Source organism: Microcoleus sp. B3-A4 (assembly GCF_036705385.1).
Taxonomy (GTDB): domain Bacteria; phylum Cyanobacteriota; class Cyanobacteriia; order Cyanobacteriales; family Microcoleaceae; genus Microcoleus.
On sequence record NZ_JAUBUI010000014.1, the window covers coordinates 55,969 to 71,724 of the forward strand.

Below are 15,756 nucleotides of genomic sequence, written 5' to 3' on the forward strand. Positions count from 1 at the left end.
CTTACCGTGACAGAATCAAAGGAGAACGGGGTGAGAATATCGAAAGGGCGATCGCATTTTATGAAGCAGCTTTAGAAGTTCGCACTCCCACCGCTAGGCCAATTTACTGTTTGGAAACAGGTAGAAATCTAGGCAAATTAGGATTTGCAGAAAGTTTGTGGGAAACAGCCATATTCGGCTACGAAAAAGCCATCGAAGCAGTCGAACAAAGCCGCGAGTGGATAACATCCGACAAACGCAAACGAGAAATCATCGAAGAAAATCTCGATGTCTACGAAAAAATGATGCAATCCTGCATCAATCACCAACAATATGACAAAGCCCTGCAAACAATCGAACGCAGCAAATCCCGCTACCTAGTCGAACTCTTCACCAACAGCGAAATCTACCCCAAAACAGCCACCGAAACCGAGAAACAGCAACTCCAAAACCTGCGCCGCCAAATCGCCGCCTCCCAACAACTCCTAGAAACAGAAACCCCATCTCCTCCCCCTCTTTCTCCCCCCCTTACCAACGGGGGGCCGGGGGAGGTTCCCGAAGACTCTCCCTCACAACGCACAACCCAAACCCGCAGCCTCAGCCCCGAATATTTCCAACAACAAAAAGCCAAATTAGAAACAACTTCACAGCAACTAGCACAACTGCTGGAACAGATAAAACAGCGAGAACCAGAATTCTCCCTAACTCAAAAAGTCGAACCCATCGACATCACCAAATTCCAACAAACCTTAGACACCGAAACAGCAATCGTAGAATGGTACATCGGCAATAACTCCAACTCCGAGGATAGCTGGGGCGGATCGGCCTTCATCATCACCCGCGACAGCATAAAACCAGTCACATATACCACAACCGAAATAGCCGAATTAGAAACCTGGAAAAACAACTATCTCGACGAATACCGCAACCAAAATACCAATAAAACCTGGCAAAAAACCCTATCCCAAAAACTCGAAACACTCTCAGAAATCCTGCGACTAAACGAGATAATCGCCCACATCTCCCCCAACTGCAAACAACTAATCCTAGTACCCCACCGCTACCTGCACCTATTCCCCCTCCACGCCCTACAATTCACCTCAGAAACCCGATTTCAAGAAAAAACCAACTTTCGCGGCTACCTCCTCGACAGCTTCCCCGCAGGCGTGAAATACGCCCCCAGCTTGCAACTGCTGGAACTCGTAAAAAATCGCATCACCAGCAGAAACTCCCCCCCACCAAATCAGCAACAACTCTTCGCCCTCCAGAATCCCACCGAAGATTTATTCAACGCCGACATGGAAGTAGAAACCATCAAAACCCGATTCAATCCGCATCAAATTTTACTCAAAAAACAAGCCACAAAAACCGCCCTCAACGAAAACCGAGAAAACCTCTCAAACGCCAACTACCTGCACTTTTCCTGTCACGGCAGCTTCAACTTTGACTATCCGCTGCTGTCATCCCTAGTCTTAGCCGGTTCCCTGGAACCGCAAACCTCACCCCCGCCCCCAGAGTCAAATCAGCCCGCTGAAAAACAGCGCTATGTCACCCTACGCAGCGGCAGAAAAGCCATCCCAGAAAAATGCCTCACCCTGCGAGAAATCTTTGCCGAATTGCAGTTACCGCAGTGCAGTCTGGTCACACTTTCCGCCTGCGAAACCGGGTTAACCACCTCAACCGCAATGACGGATGAATACATTGGTTTACCCAGCGGTTTTTTGTATGCGGGTAGCATGAGTGTTGTCAGCAGTCTGTGGGCTGTCGATGATTTTGCCACGGCAATTTTGATGATTAAATTTTATCAGGAATTGCCGGATGCAGATTCAGTAGCCCTGGCTTTGAATGCGGCGCAAAACTGGATGCGCGGGGTGAGTATGGAGGATTTGCGAGTTTGGGTAGGATTGTTAAATTTAGATGAAAAATGGCAACAAGGTACGGAATTGTGGTTAATTAACTCGAATGAAGAACAGCCTTTCAGCGATCCGAAATATTGGGCGGCCTTCTGTGCAACGGGATATTAAGTTAGGTGTGCCATCAGGATTTTGTAGGGGCGGGTTTTACAAACAATATATAACGATGACCAACAATATAGATAAACCCGCCCCCACCCCACCAATAACCCACATCAACCTGAAATTTGCATCGAATGTTAAAATGTAGATGATGATTTTTCGCTGGGTGGGGGCGGGTTTTTGAGATTGTTTGTTTCAGGCAATTATGGTTGGTGAAACCCGCCCCTACAAATCTATATTTTTTAATCACGGGAGTAATTACAATGGAACCTGACAAAATTATCAATGCTTTTCTCCAATGGCTGCACAAAAATCCGAGTATTTTCATGCCGACAGCATGGCAAGATTTACCCGAATTAAAAACAGAAATGGGAGAATTCGCAGACGATCAATTGTTTCCTATTGCTATGGCTATCAGCAAGTGGTGCGCCCGTCATCAATTGGGAGAAGAATTAAAAATTGCGGCCGGCCAAAACAAAAAAGAAATCGACGATCCGGGCGAACCCACCCCACCTACCAATCACCCACTAACTAACATCACCCAAACTCTGCGTCAAAGCATTGAAGATAGCTACAAAAAAATTCAAAAAGAACTCGATGCAGAGAATCAATCAAATACAGACAATGACTGAAAACAGTAAAATCTATGCCCCCAACGTCTATTTGTTTGCCTATCACCTCTGCCAACCCCTAGAATCAGAGTCTAGTTCCCCTGTGGAATTCGCCAGTTTGTGGCAGAAGTGCGATGAGATTTTGCAAACTAAATTAGCAGTCGGTAAGGCATTCAACGGCAGCTACTTGTCCAAAAAAGACGAACCTGCCGGATGGCGAGTCAACCTGATTAATAAAGAGAAAGAAGTTGTTGGCAACCGGAATTCTCTCCCCTTTGCTAAGAATATTTCCCACGATAATCAGCCAATTACTCTCAAGGGTTTTGCCCAACCGCTGCGGATTGATGACAGCTACGCTTTGGGTTTACAAATTCGCGTTCCCGAAAAAGTTAACGGCATTAAAACACCTGCTGTCGATGTTAGCATCTTCAAGGAATTTAATCCCGATAACTGCTTGCTGCCGGATTTTGTGCAGAGTTATTTCGGGCAAACTCTGCTGCTTACAGCTTGGCTGAGTGTCGAACAAAATCAGGCGGCGCGGGCAGATTCGCAGTTTCTCCAAGCTTTAGGCAAACAGTGTCTGGAAAAGTTGATTTCTGGTCAAAACCAGCCGGATTTTTACCGTCAAGGCGAGTTGTTCGGTAGTCCTATTTTGGAGTATGGTAATCCGAGTCAGCCCGATAGTTACTGTCACATTATTATCTGGTTTTTCAACAGTCCGACAACTGATGAAATCTGGGATGAGACGCGCTACAGCGATTTTATGGATTTGTTTTTGTACAGAAATAAGATTCTTCGCGCTTATCACGACAGCCGCAAGCTTTACGCCGTGACTCGCGAGGAATACAAACAAATTGAACTGGATATTGACAAGACTTTTAAGTATTTGCAGCGAGATCAAGCTCAGCAGAAGCAATCGAAAGGTGCGGGTTTAAAGGAGGAAGAATTAAAATATCTGGAAACTCAGATGATTGAGATGCCGCCTCGGGCTGTGAAGTATGCCCGAATGCTGATTGATTTGGAGTTTCGCCAAAATACGATCGCCATTAACGCCCAAAATTACCAGGATAAATTAAATCAAATAAGTCTTGACATCAAAGCAGCTAAAAAGTACAATGATAATGATGCAGATTTAAGTTTCCTCGCAGCATTCAGTAAAGAAACTTGCCCGCAGTTTCAAAGGCAGATTCAAGCAGATTTAGGCTATTTCAAACACGGTTCCGGCTTGCTAGACCAAGCAACCGAGGCAATTAGAGCTATTGTGGCGATCGAAGAAGCTTATCGGAATGCCAAACTAGAGGTAACGATTCAAGCTGTCGGCTTTGGTTTGGGAGTAGCCGGGGTGGTGGCTGGAAGTTCTCCTTATTTAATTAAACAAGACCCGCCGAATCAAATTGTTGCTTTGCCTTTGCCTTTCGTGAAGGTGGGAATTAATTCTTTTGCCTTCGTATTGTTGATTAGTATCGGTGCGGGGTTTGGGGTTTGGCTTTTGGTTATGTTGGGGGCAAAGTTCAAGAATCTACTAGGTAAGTTCAAGAATCTACTAAATAGAAATAAACAGTTGCCGCCCTCATAATCCCGGTTCCGGGCGGGCAAATCGCCCGCCCCAGAAAAAGATTAGCCTTAATATTGAGGTACAGACGGGTCTACTTCTTCACTCCAAGCAGTAATTCCGCCCTTAACATTAATCCCCTCAATTCCAGCTTCCTTCAAAATCCCCAAAGCCTTCGCAGAACGCCCGCCCATTTTGCAGTGTGCAATCAAGCGGTGGCCGTTCAACAATTCCTTGACCTTAGCGACACCTGCGCCGTGTTCGATATCTGGTAAAGGAACCAAAACCGACCCAGGAATTTGACCAATTTGATACTCGTTGGGATTCCGAACATCTAACAATACAAAATCCTTCGCACCGCTGTCGATTAACTCCTTAAGTTCTTTGACAGTCATCTCAGGAATTTGCGGTTGCTGTGCTTCTACTTTACTAAAGCCGCAGAATTCTTCGTAATCGATTAACTTGTCAATTACCGGGCGCACTGGATTCGGGCGCAATTTCAATTGCCGGAACGTCATATCTAAGGCATTGTAAAGCAACAATCGGCCGCTCAAAGTAGTGCCTTGACCCAAGATAATCTTGATAGCTTCCGTTGCTTGAATGCAGCCAATTACTCCAGGCAATACGCCTAAAACGCCGCCTTCTGCACAAGAAGGAACCATCCCAGGAGGCGGGGGTTCAGGGTATAAATCGCGATAATTCGGGCCGCCTTCGTAATTGAAAACTGTTGCTTGCCCTTCAAATCGGAAGATTGAACCGTAGACATTCGGCTTGTTTAGAAGCACGGAAACGTCGTTCATCAAATAGCGAGTCGGGAAGTTGTCCGTGCCGTCGATGATGATATCGTAAGGAGTGGCAATGTCGATCGCATTTTCGGAACTAACGCGAGTCTCGTACAAATCAACTTGGCAAAAAGGATTAATTTCTAAAATCCGATTTTTACCCGACTCAATCTTCGGTTTCCCAACCCAAGAAGTGCCGTGAATTACTTGCCGCTGCAAATTGGAATGGTCTACAACATCAAAGTCTACAATCCCAATGCGGCCAACACCGGCGGCTGCTAAATACAGCAGCAACGGCGAACCGAGGCCTCCCGTACCGATGCAGAGTACACTGGCAGCTTTGAGACGCTTCTGCCCATCCAATCCAACTTCTGGGAGGATCAGGTGGCGAGAGTAGCGTTCGTATTCTTGTTTGTTGAGCTGGATCTCCTCCAGATTAGGATTTAGCATGATATTGTGTGTAGCGCAGATTTTGAATTACATCCTATCTGAATCTTTCGCATTTTTACGTGTTTGTTATTTTTACTAATTATTTCTTAATCTCAGTCTGTTCCACTAGGCGAATTTCCTCTGCTTGAAAGTTCCCCTCTCCGTCAAGACTCCAACTGCGGAGGTCTTCCGAACAGCCTTGTCGGACGGACACAATGATATAAGAGTATTGGGCCCATGCCAATGTCCGATCGCACTCTGAGGGCACTGCGGGAGAATCCGTGTGAGAATGATATATACCGATAATATCCAGACTGCGATCGCGCCCATGTTTCATCGCCCGCAACATATCTTCGGGTTTAATAGCATATCTGCGTCGTTCTGTCAATCCTTTTTGTTCAGGCCAATTCTCCTGGGCCTGTGCACTCCAAGCATTCTCAGTCGGCCAAACTTCCACTAAAGTTTTAACATCGCCAGTAACTCGACCGAGCAACAAACCGCAGCATTCTTCAGGATAAGTGCTTTCGGCGTGGGTGCGGATGGATAAAATGTGAGAGTCGGAAAGTGCGATCGGCTGCATAGGATTTTATTGTAGATTTTATTGTAGTTTTTTTTGTAAAGTGCGATCGGGCTTTTTTTTAAACGAACCGCGAAGACGCGAAGGACACGTTCGGCGAAGCCGTTTCAGAAGGGTAGGAAGACAAGAGAAGGGAAGAGAAAGAACTTACCAAAGTAACCTCATTAATTACCTGCACTTAGATATCTAAACGTTAGATTTTTCCACTATTTCTCACTTCTCTTCTCTGTGTCCTCTGCGCCCTCTGCGGTTCATAAAAAAGTTACTGTAGGGTGCGCCGGGTCGCGCACCTTACCCCTTAGTTTATGTACCTATCTAGCCCTCAATTGCAATCAAGTTGCAATTAAGAGGGAGTTTGCTGCAACTCAGGCCGCTCATCGGGAACGATCGCCCCTTCGACAGGACACACCTGCAAACAAATACCGCAGTCAATACAGGTATCAAAATCAATCCAAAACCAATCAGTACCCTTGACATTTTTGCCGGGGCCGGGATGAATGCAAGCAACCGGACAAGCGCCAACGCAATCAGCAATTCCCTCGCAAATATTCGTAACAATAGTGTGTGCCATAGTGTTCTCTCAAAAGATTTTAGGTAGATAGGGAATTAGCAATTAGTAATTGGCAAAACCTTCTCTGAATCAGCAGGATACATAATATCATATCGGGTGATTTTTAACCAATTACCAACTACTAATTACCAATTACCAATTAGCCTAATTTACCGTTTCAATTGTTGGCAATCCTTCGGCATTTACCCAAGCAATTTGAGCAATTCGTCGATCGCGCGCGTATTCCCGCGCCGACTCTGGTGTCTCCCGACTCTCTAAATCTATTTCTACCCGAACTAGGTGAGTAGAGTCTCGGAGTTTGCGAGCGTAAGCAAACGCGGCGGCACTAGCTTCAGGAGTTTGAGCCACAACCAACCAGTCGCTAGCTGGCGTCTGGCTGGGCAATTGCCCCTCTGTCAGCAAAACTTGGTGCAAATCTTCAATATTCAGACAAAACCCGATGCCGGGGGAATTTTGCCCTTGCGGATCGAACAGTCCCAACAGTTGGTCGTAGCGTCCCCCTTGTCCTAAAACTCGCTGTCCTGTCTTGCTGCTGCTGACAACTTCAAACACAATTCCAGTGTAGTAGTCAAATGTTTGAATTAAACTCAAATCGAGGTGAATGTGGGATTTTAGATTGGGAATTTTTGACTGGCATTGGTGCAGCAATTCGATCGCAGATTTGAGATTATTTAACGCGGATTGCTGCGGCAAATCTAAATCCAGCTTGGCAACAATTGGCAACACCTCTTCTGGGCGGCCGCGCAAGTCAAATAACAGCAGTGCTCTTTCTCGCAATTCGGTTGACAGCGGCAAAGTTTCCAAGGCAATTCGATCGAGATTGGCGATCGCCCCCCGAACTTTTTGGCGCACGTTTGGCGGAAACGGTTCTAGCAATGTTGCAGTCAAGCCCGCTTCTCCCAAAACCAAATGCCACTCATCAATTTCCAAGCTCTGCAAGCACTCAGACAGCAGCAGCAGCACTTCCGCATCCGCAACCGCCCCCCCCGCGCCTAGGAGCTCTACGCCAGCTTGATAGAACTCCTGTTGCCCGCCGGAGCCAGTATCTGGGCCTTTGCGGAACACGTTAGCGTTGTAGTAGAGGCGCTGAGGCTGCCAGCGAGTCCCCGCCATCCGCATTGCAGCCGCCCGGGCGATGGATGCTGTCAATTCCGGCCGCAAACCAAGTTCTCCATCCTCGGCGTCTTGCAGTTGAATTAAGGTTGATCGGTCGATCGCGCCCCCAGCCATCAATGTCTCCAGCCGTTCTAGAGTTGAAGTAATAATCCGGTGATAGCCCCAGCGGTGAAAAACCTGCTGCAAGCGCCGTTCGATCGAAATTTTTTGAGCAACGTCAAGGGGCAATAAATCTCTTGCACCGGATGGAGGTTGGTGAACCATATCTATTTTAGATTTTAGACTTTAGATTTTAGATGGGGCTTAGAAGCTTAGCTTTATGGACGGTGTTAAAGTCGAACCAGGCAAGCTTAACATTCGACTTTAACAAATTAAGGTGTCATATCAATTTTAGATTTTAGATTTTAGATGGGGCTTAGAAGCTTAGCTTTAGGGGGACGGTGTTCAAGTCGAAGAAGGCAAGCTTAACATTCGACTTTAACAAATTAAGGCGTCATATCGTTTGCGTTTGCATCGGAATAATCATTTTCCCCGTCAGTGCGATCGTCCCGTTCTTTCTGGAGCATCCGCGATCGCGGGACGATCGCACTGATGGTATAATTCCGATGTCACCGGATTTGATCTCACCAAGTCTTGATTTTTTTGAGCTAGCTCACTCCACTGCTGAGCAGTTCACCCGTTTCTACATATTCAAGACTCACAACTCACAACTTCTCACTTCTTCTTCCCGCCAAACAAACTCGCAAAAAATCCTGGTTTCTCGTCACCTTTTTTGGCTTTTGCTGCAGCTTGTTCCAGCTTTTTCTTAACCTCCAAAGCCGTCGGTTCTTCAGGATTTGATGCCAAAGCTTTGTTCATCTCAATTTTTGCCATTGTGGCTTGATTTTGTTCAAGGTAACACATTGCTAACAAAGCGTGGGCCGGGCTATATTTCGGATCGAGTTTCACGCCTTCTTTCAACTCTATAATTGCTTTGGCGTAACTTTTGCTGTTCATGAATCCTTGAGCTCGGCGGCAATAGGGCTCGGCCTGCGAGTCTTTGCGAGGAGGCGGAGGAGGCGTTGGGGTTGGGGTTGGGGTTGGGGTTGGGGGGTCTGCTTTTACGTCGGTTGGGGTTTGGCGCTCTTTTCGCAGCAGGTAAACCATGTTGAGTTCGCTAATTTGATCGATCGCCTCTTGCGTTTCCTTAACTGATTCGTACTGCTTGAGAGCGAGTTTGCTAACTGCTGTTTTGTAAGCTTCTTCCCAATTTTGAGCGGTAACTAACTGTTTGGCTGCTTCGCTTTCGATTTGCATTTTCGCCTGTTCTTTAACAACGCGCTTGCCGATGGCTGCTAATAGCAGGCTGTATTCTTTGCGATCGCTTTCCTTGGAAAATTTGTTGTAGGCCGGATTGACTACTTTTGACAAAAATTGGTTAGCCCAATCTTTATCGGCTTGGCTTTCAAAAGAGCAAGTATCCGAATGCAAGCGGCGGGCGATTTTCATGTAGCGCTTGCGGATGTCGTTAAACTCGGCGTCTAAGGGAATTCCCAAAATTGCGTGCTGATCAGTAAAGTCGTACTTGAACAGCCCTTTTGTCATTTCAAAAGACATAACTTTTACTCTTCCTTTCCTGGCTTTTCACTATTCTTTAATGTAGCTTGAGTCAAGGGGTTGTGACCCCCGTACTACCCCCGATATCTGGCTGGGGGGCGCTACTTCCAAGAAGATAAGGGAGGAACTGCTAGCAATGCGCTGCTGAGTTCGGCGTGTATTTTGCCGTTTGTGGCCAAAATCCGACCCGAGTTCATCTCAAAGGCACTGCCGTCATAAGCTGTAATTTGACCTCCCGCTTCGGAGACGATGACTACACCTGCTGCTACGTCCCAAGGGGCGAGTCCCCGTTCCCAGTATCCGTCCGATCGCCCGCAGGCGAGGTGTGCGAGGTCTAGGGATGCCGAACCGCTGCGTCGCACGCCTTGGGTGAGGTGGGTGAGATGACAGAATTCGGCATAATTATTGTCTGCTGTTTCGCGCCGATCGTATGCAAAGCCAGTGACTAGCAAGCTGGTTCTCAATTCTGGGATTTGAGAAACTTTGATCTGCGATCGGTTGCAGGTTGCTCCCAATCCTTTGCCTGCCCGAAACAATTCGTTATGCAAAGGGTCGTAAATTACTCCAATTTGTGGTATGCCGTCGATTAAAAGTCCGATCGACACGGCCCAAAAAGGATATTGGTGAGCAAAATTGGTTGTGCCGTCCAAAGGGTCGATCGCCCACAGGTATTTGCTACTGGCATCCCCTAATTTGCCGGATTCTTCGGCGAGGATGGCGTGGTCGGGTACGTGGCGGCCCAGAATTTCTAAGATGACGACTTCTGAGGCTTTGTCGGCTTCTGTCACTAAATCGCCTGATCGGCCTTTTTCTTGAATCTTTTCTAATTTTCCGCAGAAAGATTGCAGGACGGAACCGGCGGCTAGGGCTGCTTCGGTGGCTATTTCTAAGAAGTTTTGCAGTTGATTGTCAGTCATTTGTTAGTTGTCAGTTGTTAGTTGTCAGTTGTCAGTTGTCAGTTGTCAGTTGTTAGTTGTTAGATCGTGTTTTGTGAATCTCCCACAATCAAACAGGTTCGTAGTAAGGACTGAAGCCATTATTTTCGTAGATTTTAGAGCTGAGGACTTCACTCCTCACTACAAACCTTATGAACGAATAAGCAATCACCAATGACTCCCACAAATAACCAATGCCCAATGCCCAATTCCCAATGCCCAATTCCCCATTCCCAATGCCCAATTCCCCATTCCCAACTGACTATTTCCGATTTTGCTGGCGAAATTCTGCGGGAGTTTGGCGCAGGGCTCGTTCTGGATTCCACAGACCTTTACCCATGAGTCTCGCCCATTCTTGAGCGTTCACGAGTCGCTGCTGGTATTTGGTGTTGGGCGATCGCACTGATGCCAGGGCATAACCTTCTTTGATTAGCTGTTCGTTGAGCAAAATTTTATCTTGCCACAAGTAGGCTAGTTTGCGATCGAACTGGTCTTTCTCTTCGATGTCTGATTCTAACAATACCTGTTTTCCCCCAATTAGCTGTTCTAGTCTTTGTTTGGCTGCTTCTCCCCAAGGCTGCTGTTTTAAATCTGGCGCATCAATACCAATCAGCCTGATTTGTTCTAATAAGGCTATTTTGTCGGCTGTACTGATAACTTCGATTGTTTGACCGCTGATGGCCCTTTCTACTTTGGCGATCGTACCTTGGGGAATTTCTGGTTTTTGGCAGCTAGCTAGCAACAGACAAAGGGCGATCGCACATAATCGATAAAGCATGGATAATTGGTAGTTGATAATTTATCAAATTGCCTCACTCTTCATCCAACGGCAAACCGGCTCTAACTTTACCTTTGCCGAAGTAGCGGCCGAATTGCAGTTCGTACACTTCGTCTTCGTCTTGCGTCTCTACCTCAATGTTGGAACGGGGATAGCTGACGCACAGCAGGGCATAACCTTCTTTTTGCAGTTCGACCGAAAGCCCCATTGCTTCTGGCTGGTGCAGTTCTCCCGAGTTGACGCGCACCGCACAGGCGGTACAAGCGCCGTTGCGGCAGGAAAAGGGCAATTCTACTCCTTGGTTTTCGGCGCTTTGCAGGATGTAGCGGTCTTCGGGTACTCGCACGGTGTGGCGATCGCCTGTCTGTCTGTTATGAATTTTAATTGTGTAAGAGTTAGTCATGGAATTTTAGATTTTAGATTTTAGATTTTAGATTGGGGTTGGCGGGGCAATATCCTTGAAATGAATGGGTTTGCGACCCAGGGAGGAGAACCCAAGCCTGCCCGTTTCACACCCTACCCATATTAAACAGCAAATTTATGCCGTTACCCCTTCCCAAATCAGATTTGTTCTGCTAAGATAGTTTAGCTGTGGCTAAATGAATGAATTTAGCCCTGGAGAGGTGGCCGAGCGGTTGAAGGCGCACGCCTGGAAAGTGTGTTTAGGGCAACTTAACGAGGGTTCGAATCCCTCCCTCTCCGTTAAACAAGCTGTTTAGGCAAAAAAAACAGCTTGCAAAAAAAATCTCTGAGATGAGATAAATACTTTGATTATTAGCGAGATCCCTTGAATTCTTTGAGAAAAATCAAGGGATCTCGCTTTTATATTTTTGAGTGTAAATTACGGGCGATCGCGCCGAGAATAAACACCCAGATATAATGCCAATAGTAGAAAACCATAGTGACCTACACCAATCGCCAGCGATATGGTGTATCGGCTAAACTCAGCCTCATCATTCCCTGCGAATCTCCCATACATTCGACCATCTTTTTGAGCAGTTCGCTGTCGTTGGGATTAAAAGTTGCGAGGGCCATTTGCTCTCTAGTCGTTTGCAGCAAAGCGTCGCTTTCTGCTGGAGCAATTGCTGTTTGAATATCAGTCGGGTAATTTTAGATTTTAAATTTTAGATTTTAGATTGAGCTAATGTATGTCGAACTTAGCATCAGCGAGATTTGCCCCTCTGAACGAAGTACCCTCAGCATTTCCAATCTCTCGAACAATAGCCGAGAAAGACACAAACGCAAACCAAAGATACAGCAGCGACAGCAAACCGAAACACATACCCCAAAACAGTTTGTGAGTGCTCAGAAAAGCGCTCGCCGTTGCACTGAACAAAAAAGCCGCTGCGTAAGTTGCCACACTTCCAGCCGATGCGATCGCCACCTGTGCAAATTGGCTACGAATCCGGGAATTCACAAAAAACATTAACACCCCGCCGATCGACATTCCAGCAAGAGCAGCCTGGGAATTATTATTAGTTGCAGTGCCAGCATAGAAAAATCCCAACAAAGCTCCTGATAGAATAGCAGAAATTGTTCGTGCCAATCTACCCGCTTTTGAGGTTTTTGGCTGTTTGCTGGCGATCGCCGAAGCGAAACCAGCAGCGCTCAAAACCCCGTACAGCAACAGAACAAAAGGCCAACTGCCAGAGCCCGGTACTTGTCCTTGAGTTCCCAAAATCAGTCGAGTCAGAACATCGCCCACAACCAAACAAATCGCGTTCGCCCCACCACTCAAAACAGCTCTCTGTCGCCGAGAAAGCCCGATTTTCGCACCGAGAAAATTCGCACCCGCTAACTGAGCATTTCTAAAATTGCAGCCTCGAACATCCGCACCGCTGAAATCAGCACCGTTAAGAACTTGTCCTTGGAACGATCGATTTCGTAAAATTTGATTGCTAAAATTATGGGAATCCGAATTGTTCATATTAGTATAAAATGCTTGAAAATATATAAATCTGTCAGTGTTACCGTCCCCGATCTCACATCTAAAATGGTATGACTTATCGACCCACGCTCAAACAAATTTGCCAGATTCTCGGTCTCGGAATATTGCTCGCACCAATACTACTCTACAACATTCCCTACTTTTTGCGTCCCCAACAAACAAACGAAGCCCGATCGCTCTTTCGGGGAATAGCCTACAGCAGGGAATTTCGGACTAATCCGCGTCCCACCCTAATTCACATTGTTAGCATCGACCTAAAAGCGCCGGGAATAGGAATTTTTGTCACTCCCGGAAACCCAACACCCGATTTAACAGAAACCAATGCCCGCACGGCTACTGAATTTCTGAAAGAATTTAAATTGCAATTAGCAGTCAACGGCAATTTTTTTTACCCCTGCATCGAGAAAGCACCTTGGGATTACTATCCCCGCAGTGGCGATCGAGTAAATAATGTCGGACACGCCATTGCCAAAAGCCAAGTTTATTCTCAACCAAATTCAGGCTTTCCCGCCCTTTGTTTTGATGCCAAAAACCGCGCTCAAATAATCGAAAACGGCACTTGTCCTGCGGGAACAGCCTATGCAGTTGCCGGAGATACTTTGCTGGTGAAAAATGGCAAACCCCTAGCACAAAGTCAAAAAGAACGCACACAGGATAAACCATATCCCCGTGCCGTCGCGGCGATCGACAAAACAGGCGATAAGTTGTGGTTAATTCTGGCAGACGGCAAGCAGAGGCTTTACAGTGAAGGGCTGAAATTGAGTGAAATAACTGATATTTCGATGCAGTTGGGAGCCGATACAGTGCTAAATTTAGATGGCGGCGGGTCGGTAAGTTTTGCAGTAGCATCCCCGTCAGGAGCGAAACTCTTGAATGCTCCGATTCAGAATAAAATCCCCATGCAGGAACGTCCAATTGCTAATCATTTAGGATTTTATGCGCGGGAGAATTAGGGTTTTAAATTGCGCTTTTTTCTCCGAATATTGGGCTTGAAAATGATTCTATTCTGCACTGCGCCCAAGCCGCAGCTTCTATAAAATCAGCTCTTAAAACCTATAAAAAAAATAAATGATGCCTCCGCATACTCAAATAAATAGGCTACTGATTGCCTTCATTACTAATACAAAAATTCGCTTAAATACCCACAAAATTTCTTATTCAGCAGTGAATTTTTTTATCTGCCCAAAATCCGGGAATAATTGCTAAAATTGTAAAGAAACGTAACAAAAATTTATAATTGCCTTATGGAAATTAGCGAAATCCAAGCAGCGCTGCAAAGTTCGGATTCTCAAGAGAGGCTGCGGGGGGTAACGGCTCTGAGAAAGTGCGATTCTGCGGTGGCGCTATTGATGTTGCTGAGCAAAGTGGACGATCGCGAGTTTATGGTGCGATCGTTCGTGGCGATGGGATTGCGGCAGATTCAAACTGCGGAAGCTTTTGCGGCGCTGTTAAAAATGATGCAGTTCGATCGCGATCCGAACGTGCGCGCCGAAGCCGCTAACTCTTTGTCAAGGTTCGGAACCGAGGCAATTTCTCATTTAGTCGAAGCTTTTCGCCGCGATGACAATTGGCTCGTCCGCCGCAGCATTATGGCTCCGCTGTACGAAATGCAGTGTCCTGATGCAGTATTTGAAATTTGTGCGATCGGTCTTGGCGGCGAAGATTTACCAGTTCAGGAAGCAGCAATTGACGGATTTGGTCTGCTGGCAAATACTCTGAAGCAAGAAGAGGCATTGCAGCAATAGACCTCTTGCAAAAAAAATATGTGTTATGCTTAAAACTTTGCTCAAGTTTAGGTCAAAGTTTGAATTATTGGGTTGATTGGCATCTCCTTAAACTTGCCCAGCCTGCTAGATTATAAAATTGGCTAAACTTTCCATTATAGCACAAAATTATTTTGCAAGAGGTCTAATTATTACCTCTAGTAAGTTCGGATAACTGGGGAATTCGGCTGCGAGTTGCTCGCGCGCTGAGCAAATTTGACAATCCTCAAGCTCGCGCTGCTGTGAGCTATTTGGCAAAAGATCGAGATCATCGGGTTGCAGGTGCGACTTTGGAAGCTTCGCTTTAAAACAAGGGCTTACAAGCTCAACTGCGCTATCTGCGGTATCTTGCCGAAAAAAAACCGGCCCGGGGAATGTTTAAGCGGTTCTACGGCGAGGAATGAACCCAAGAATACATTCACGGCTTTTTGTTCAATTGGGAACGCAAGCTGGCACAATTGGTAAGTAACAAGAATTAATTTTAATACAAGCTTCAGCCACTATACTAATAAGTGTAGGTTGGCATGAGGAAAATGCCAATGGTCAAAAAAAATCGCAATGTAGTTAGTTCCAATTCAGACAGCAAAGTCAAAGTCGGACTTTCGCTGACTTCTTCTAGTGCCGATCGATTGAACGTGATCGCTCGCAAGCTCGGAATATCAAGGTCGGAACTCCTAGAACGCTTGGCACAAGGCGCTCTGGATATTTCTAAGGACAAGACGGAAGTTACTGTCACTTGGAAAAAAGGTGAAGAAACTGAGGTAGAAGCCGCTGACTTGGAAGGGGAAACAGCCGAAGAAAGCGAAATTAATGACGCTAGAACGGCAGAAACTCAATTGGACTCGGTGAACGTACAGCCAAATCCGCTGCAAGAAAGTTACGAAGCTTTACAGAAGCAGTTAGCTGAACGCGAAAGTTCGATCGCTTCTTTGCAGCAGCAATTAGCTACCGAAAAGCAAAATCTCGAAAGCCAATTGCAGGAAACTGTAGCGAAGTCAAGTTACGAAACTTTACAGCAGCAGTTGAGTGAACGCGAAAGTTCGATCGCTTCTTTGCAGCAGCAATTAGCTACCGAAAAGCAAAATCTCGAAAGCCAATTGCAGG

Annotated in this window: 16 protein-coding genes, 1 tRNA gene and 1 pseudogene; 8 read left to right on the forward strand and 10 right to left on the reverse strand. The window is 46.3% G+C overall.

Going from position 1 to position 15,756, the window contains the following annotated elements:
* The 3 genes from QUB33_RS09100 to QUB33_RS09110 form a co-directional block, all read left to right on the forward strand.
* On the forward strand, window positions 1-2,003 hold a 2,003-nt coding region (locus QUB33_RS09100), incomplete at its 5' end, for a CHAT domain-containing protein (protein WP_333349619.1).
* 254 nt (window positions 2,004-2,257) lie between these two features.
* Entirely contained in the window at window positions 2,258-2,626 is a 369-nt protein-coding gene (locus QUB33_RS09105) for a hypothetical protein (RefSeq protein ID WP_333349621.1), read from the forward strand.
* Window positions 2,619-4,181: a hypothetical protein gene (locus QUB33_RS09110; protein WP_333349623.1), complete on the forward strand. Its 1,563-nt coding sequence runs from the start codon at window positions 2,619-2,621 to the stop codon at window positions 4,179-4,181. Before QUB33_RS09105 ends, QUB33_RS09110 begins: the two co-directional genes overlap by 8 nt.
* A 47-nt stretch (window positions 4,182-4,228) precedes the next feature.
* Here QUB33_RS09110 and moeB read toward each other — a convergent pair whose 3' ends face one another.
* The 8 genes from moeB to QUB33_RS09150 all read right to left on the reverse strand — a co-directional run bounded on the left by moeB (window position 4,229) and on the right by QUB33_RS09150 (window position 11,344).
* A complete protein-coding gene (moeB, locus tag QUB33_RS09115; RefSeq protein ID WP_333349626.1) occupies window positions 4,229-5,389 on the reverse strand; it encodes a molybdopterin-synthase adenylyltransferase MoeB in 1,161 nt (386 codons plus the stop codon).
* A 79-nt stretch (window positions 5,390-5,468) separates the two neighbouring features.
* Complete coding sequence (locus QUB33_RS09120; RefSeq protein WP_333349628.1) at window positions 5,469-5,948, reverse strand: M67 family metallopeptidase; 480 nt, start codon at window positions 5,946-5,948, stop codon at window positions 5,469-5,471.
* A gap of 340 nt (window positions 5,949-6,288) precedes the next feature.
* The gene (locus tag QUB33_RS09125; RefSeq protein ID WP_006635695.1) at window positions 6,289-6,516 is read right to left on the reverse strand and encodes an indolepyruvate ferredoxin oxidoreductase subunit alpha; all 228 of its coding nucleotides are present in this window, start codon (window positions 6,514-6,516) and stop codon (window positions 6,289-6,291) included.
* Window positions 6,517-6,660: 144 nt separating this feature from the next.
* On the reverse strand, window positions 6,661-7,896 hold the full coding sequence (locus tag QUB33_RS09130) for an ATP phosphoribosyltransferase regulatory subunit (RefSeq protein ID WP_333349631.1): 1,236 nt from the start codon (window positions 7,894-7,896) through the stop codon (window positions 6,661-6,663).
* Window positions 7,897-8,346: 450 nt separating this feature from the next.
* On the reverse strand, window positions 8,347-9,228 hold the full coding sequence (locus QUB33_RS09135; RefSeq protein ID WP_333349633.1) for a DnaJ domain-containing protein: 882 nt from the start codon (window positions 9,226-9,228) through the stop codon (window positions 8,347-8,349).
* Between the two features lie 101 nt (window positions 9,229-9,329).
* Window positions 9,330-10,145, reverse strand: coding sequence for an inositol monophosphatase family protein (locus tag QUB33_RS09140; protein WP_333349635.1), 816 nt, complete (start codon window positions 10,143-10,145; stop codon window positions 9,330-9,332).
* A gap of 280 nt (window positions 10,146-10,425) precedes the next feature.
* A complete protein-coding gene (locus QUB33_RS09145; RefSeq protein WP_333349637.1) occupies window positions 10,426-10,941 on the reverse strand; it encodes a thermonuclease family protein in 516 nt (171 codons plus the stop codon).
* A gap of 34 nt (window positions 10,942-10,975) precedes the next feature.
* The gene (locus tag QUB33_RS09150) at window positions 10,976-11,344 is read right to left on the reverse strand and encodes a 2Fe-2S iron-sulfur cluster-binding protein (protein ID WP_190662974.1); all 369 of its coding nucleotides are present in this window, start codon (window positions 11,342-11,344) and stop codon (window positions 10,976-10,978) included.
* A gap of 214 nt (window positions 11,345-11,558) precedes the next feature.
* On the opposite strand from QUB33_RS09150, the gene QUB33_RS09155 reads away from it, so the two are divergent.
* Window positions 11,559-11,643: transfer RNA gene (locus tag QUB33_RS09155), tRNA-Ser, on the forward strand.
* Between the two features lie 204 nt (window positions 11,644-11,847).
* On the opposite strand, the gene QUB33_RS09160 is transcribed toward QUB33_RS09155, so the two are convergent.
* Together QUB33_RS09160 and QUB33_RS09165 are read right to left on the reverse strand one after the other, a co-directional pair.
* Window positions 11,848-12,000 (reverse strand): hypothetical protein, encoded by a 153-nt coding sequence (locus tag QUB33_RS09160; RefSeq protein WP_333349641.1) that lies wholly within the window; start codon window positions 11,998-12,000, stop codon window positions 11,848-11,850.
* 82 nt (window positions 12,001-12,082) lie between these two features.
* Window positions 12,083-12,868 carry a pentapeptide repeat-containing protein gene (locus QUB33_RS09165; protein WP_333349643.1) on the reverse strand — a complete coding sequence of 262 codons (786 nt, stop codon included), beginning with the start codon at window positions 12,866-12,868 and terminating at the stop codon, window positions 12,083-12,085.
* 71 nt (window positions 12,869-12,939) lie between these two features.
* On the opposite strand from QUB33_RS09165, the gene QUB33_RS09170 reads away from it, so the two are divergent.
* The 4 genes and pseudogenes from QUB33_RS09170 to QUB33_RS09185 form a co-directional block, all read left to right on the forward strand.
* Window positions 12,940-13,842, forward strand: coding sequence for a phosphodiester glycosidase family protein (locus QUB33_RS09170; protein ID WP_333349646.1), 903 nt, complete (start codon window positions 12,940-12,942; stop codon window positions 13,840-13,842).
* Window positions 13,843-14,133: 291 nt separating this feature from the next.
* Window positions 14,134-14,634: a HEAT repeat domain-containing protein gene (locus QUB33_RS09175; RefSeq protein ID WP_333349648.1), complete on the forward strand. Its 501-nt coding sequence runs from the start codon at window positions 14,134-14,136 to the stop codon at window positions 14,632-14,634.
* A gap of 182 nt (window positions 14,635-14,816) precedes the next feature.
* Window positions 14,817-14,960, forward strand: a pseudogene (locus QUB33_RS09180) (HEAT repeat domain-containing protein); the annotation flags it as partial.
* A gap of 231 nt (window positions 14,961-15,191) precedes the next feature.
* A partial coding sequence (locus QUB33_RS09185; protein ID WP_333349650.1) for a ribbon-helix-helix protein, CopG family occupies window positions 15,192-15,756 on the forward strand: 565 nt, incomplete at its 3' end.

Bases quoted from the DNA above. Each gene is read 5' to 3' on its own strand.
- QUB33_RS09150 (WP_190662974.1), bottom strand. From the start codon at position 11,344: ATGACTAACTCTTACACAATTAAAATTCATAACAGACAGACAGGCGAT.
- QUB33_RS09135 (WP_333349633.1), bottom strand. From the start codon at position 9,228: ATGTCTTTTGAAATGACAAAAGGGCTGTTCAAGTACGACTTTACTGAT.
- QUB33_RS09165 (WP_333349643.1), bottom strand. From the start codon at position 12,868: ATGAACAATTCGGATTCCCATAATTTTAGCAATCAAATTTTACGAAAT.
- QUB33_RS09105 (WP_333349621.1), top strand. From the start codon at position 2,258: ATGGAACCTGACAAAATTATCAATGCTTTTCTCCAATGGCTGCACAAA.
- QUB33_RS09145 (WP_333349637.1), bottom strand. From the start codon at position 10,941: ATGCTTTATCGATTATGTGCGATCGCCCTTTGTCTGTTGCTAGCTAGC.
- QUB33_RS09175 (WP_333349648.1), top strand. From the start codon at position 14,134: ATGGAAATTAGCGAAATCCAAGCAGCGCTGCAAAGTTCGGATTCTCAA.
- QUB33_RS09125 (WP_006635695.1), bottom strand. From the start codon at position 6,516: ATGGCACACACTATTGTTACGAATATTTGCGAGGGAATTGCTGATTGC.
- QUB33_RS09170 (WP_333349646.1), top strand. From the start codon at position 12,940: ATGACTTATCGACCCACGCTCAAACAAATTTGCCAGATTCTCGGTCTC.
- QUB33_RS09120 (WP_333349628.1), bottom strand. From the start codon at position 5,948: ATGCAGCCGATCGCACTTTCCGACTCTCACATTTTATCCATCCGCACC.
- QUB33_RS09140 (WP_333349635.1), bottom strand. From the start codon at position 10,145: ATGACTGACAATCAACTGCAAAACTTCTTAGAAATAGCCACCGAAGCA.
- QUB33_RS09110 (WP_333349623.1), top strand. From the start codon at position 2,619: ATGACTGAAAACAGTAAAATCTATGCCCCCAACGTCTATTTGTTTGCC.
- moeB (WP_333349626.1), bottom strand. From the start codon at position 5,389: ATGCTAAATCCTAATCTGGAGGAGATCCAGCTCAACAAACAAGAATAC.
- QUB33_RS09130 (WP_333349631.1), bottom strand. From the start codon at position 7,896: ATGGTTCACCAACCTCCATCCGGTGCAAGAGATTTATTGCCCCTTGAC.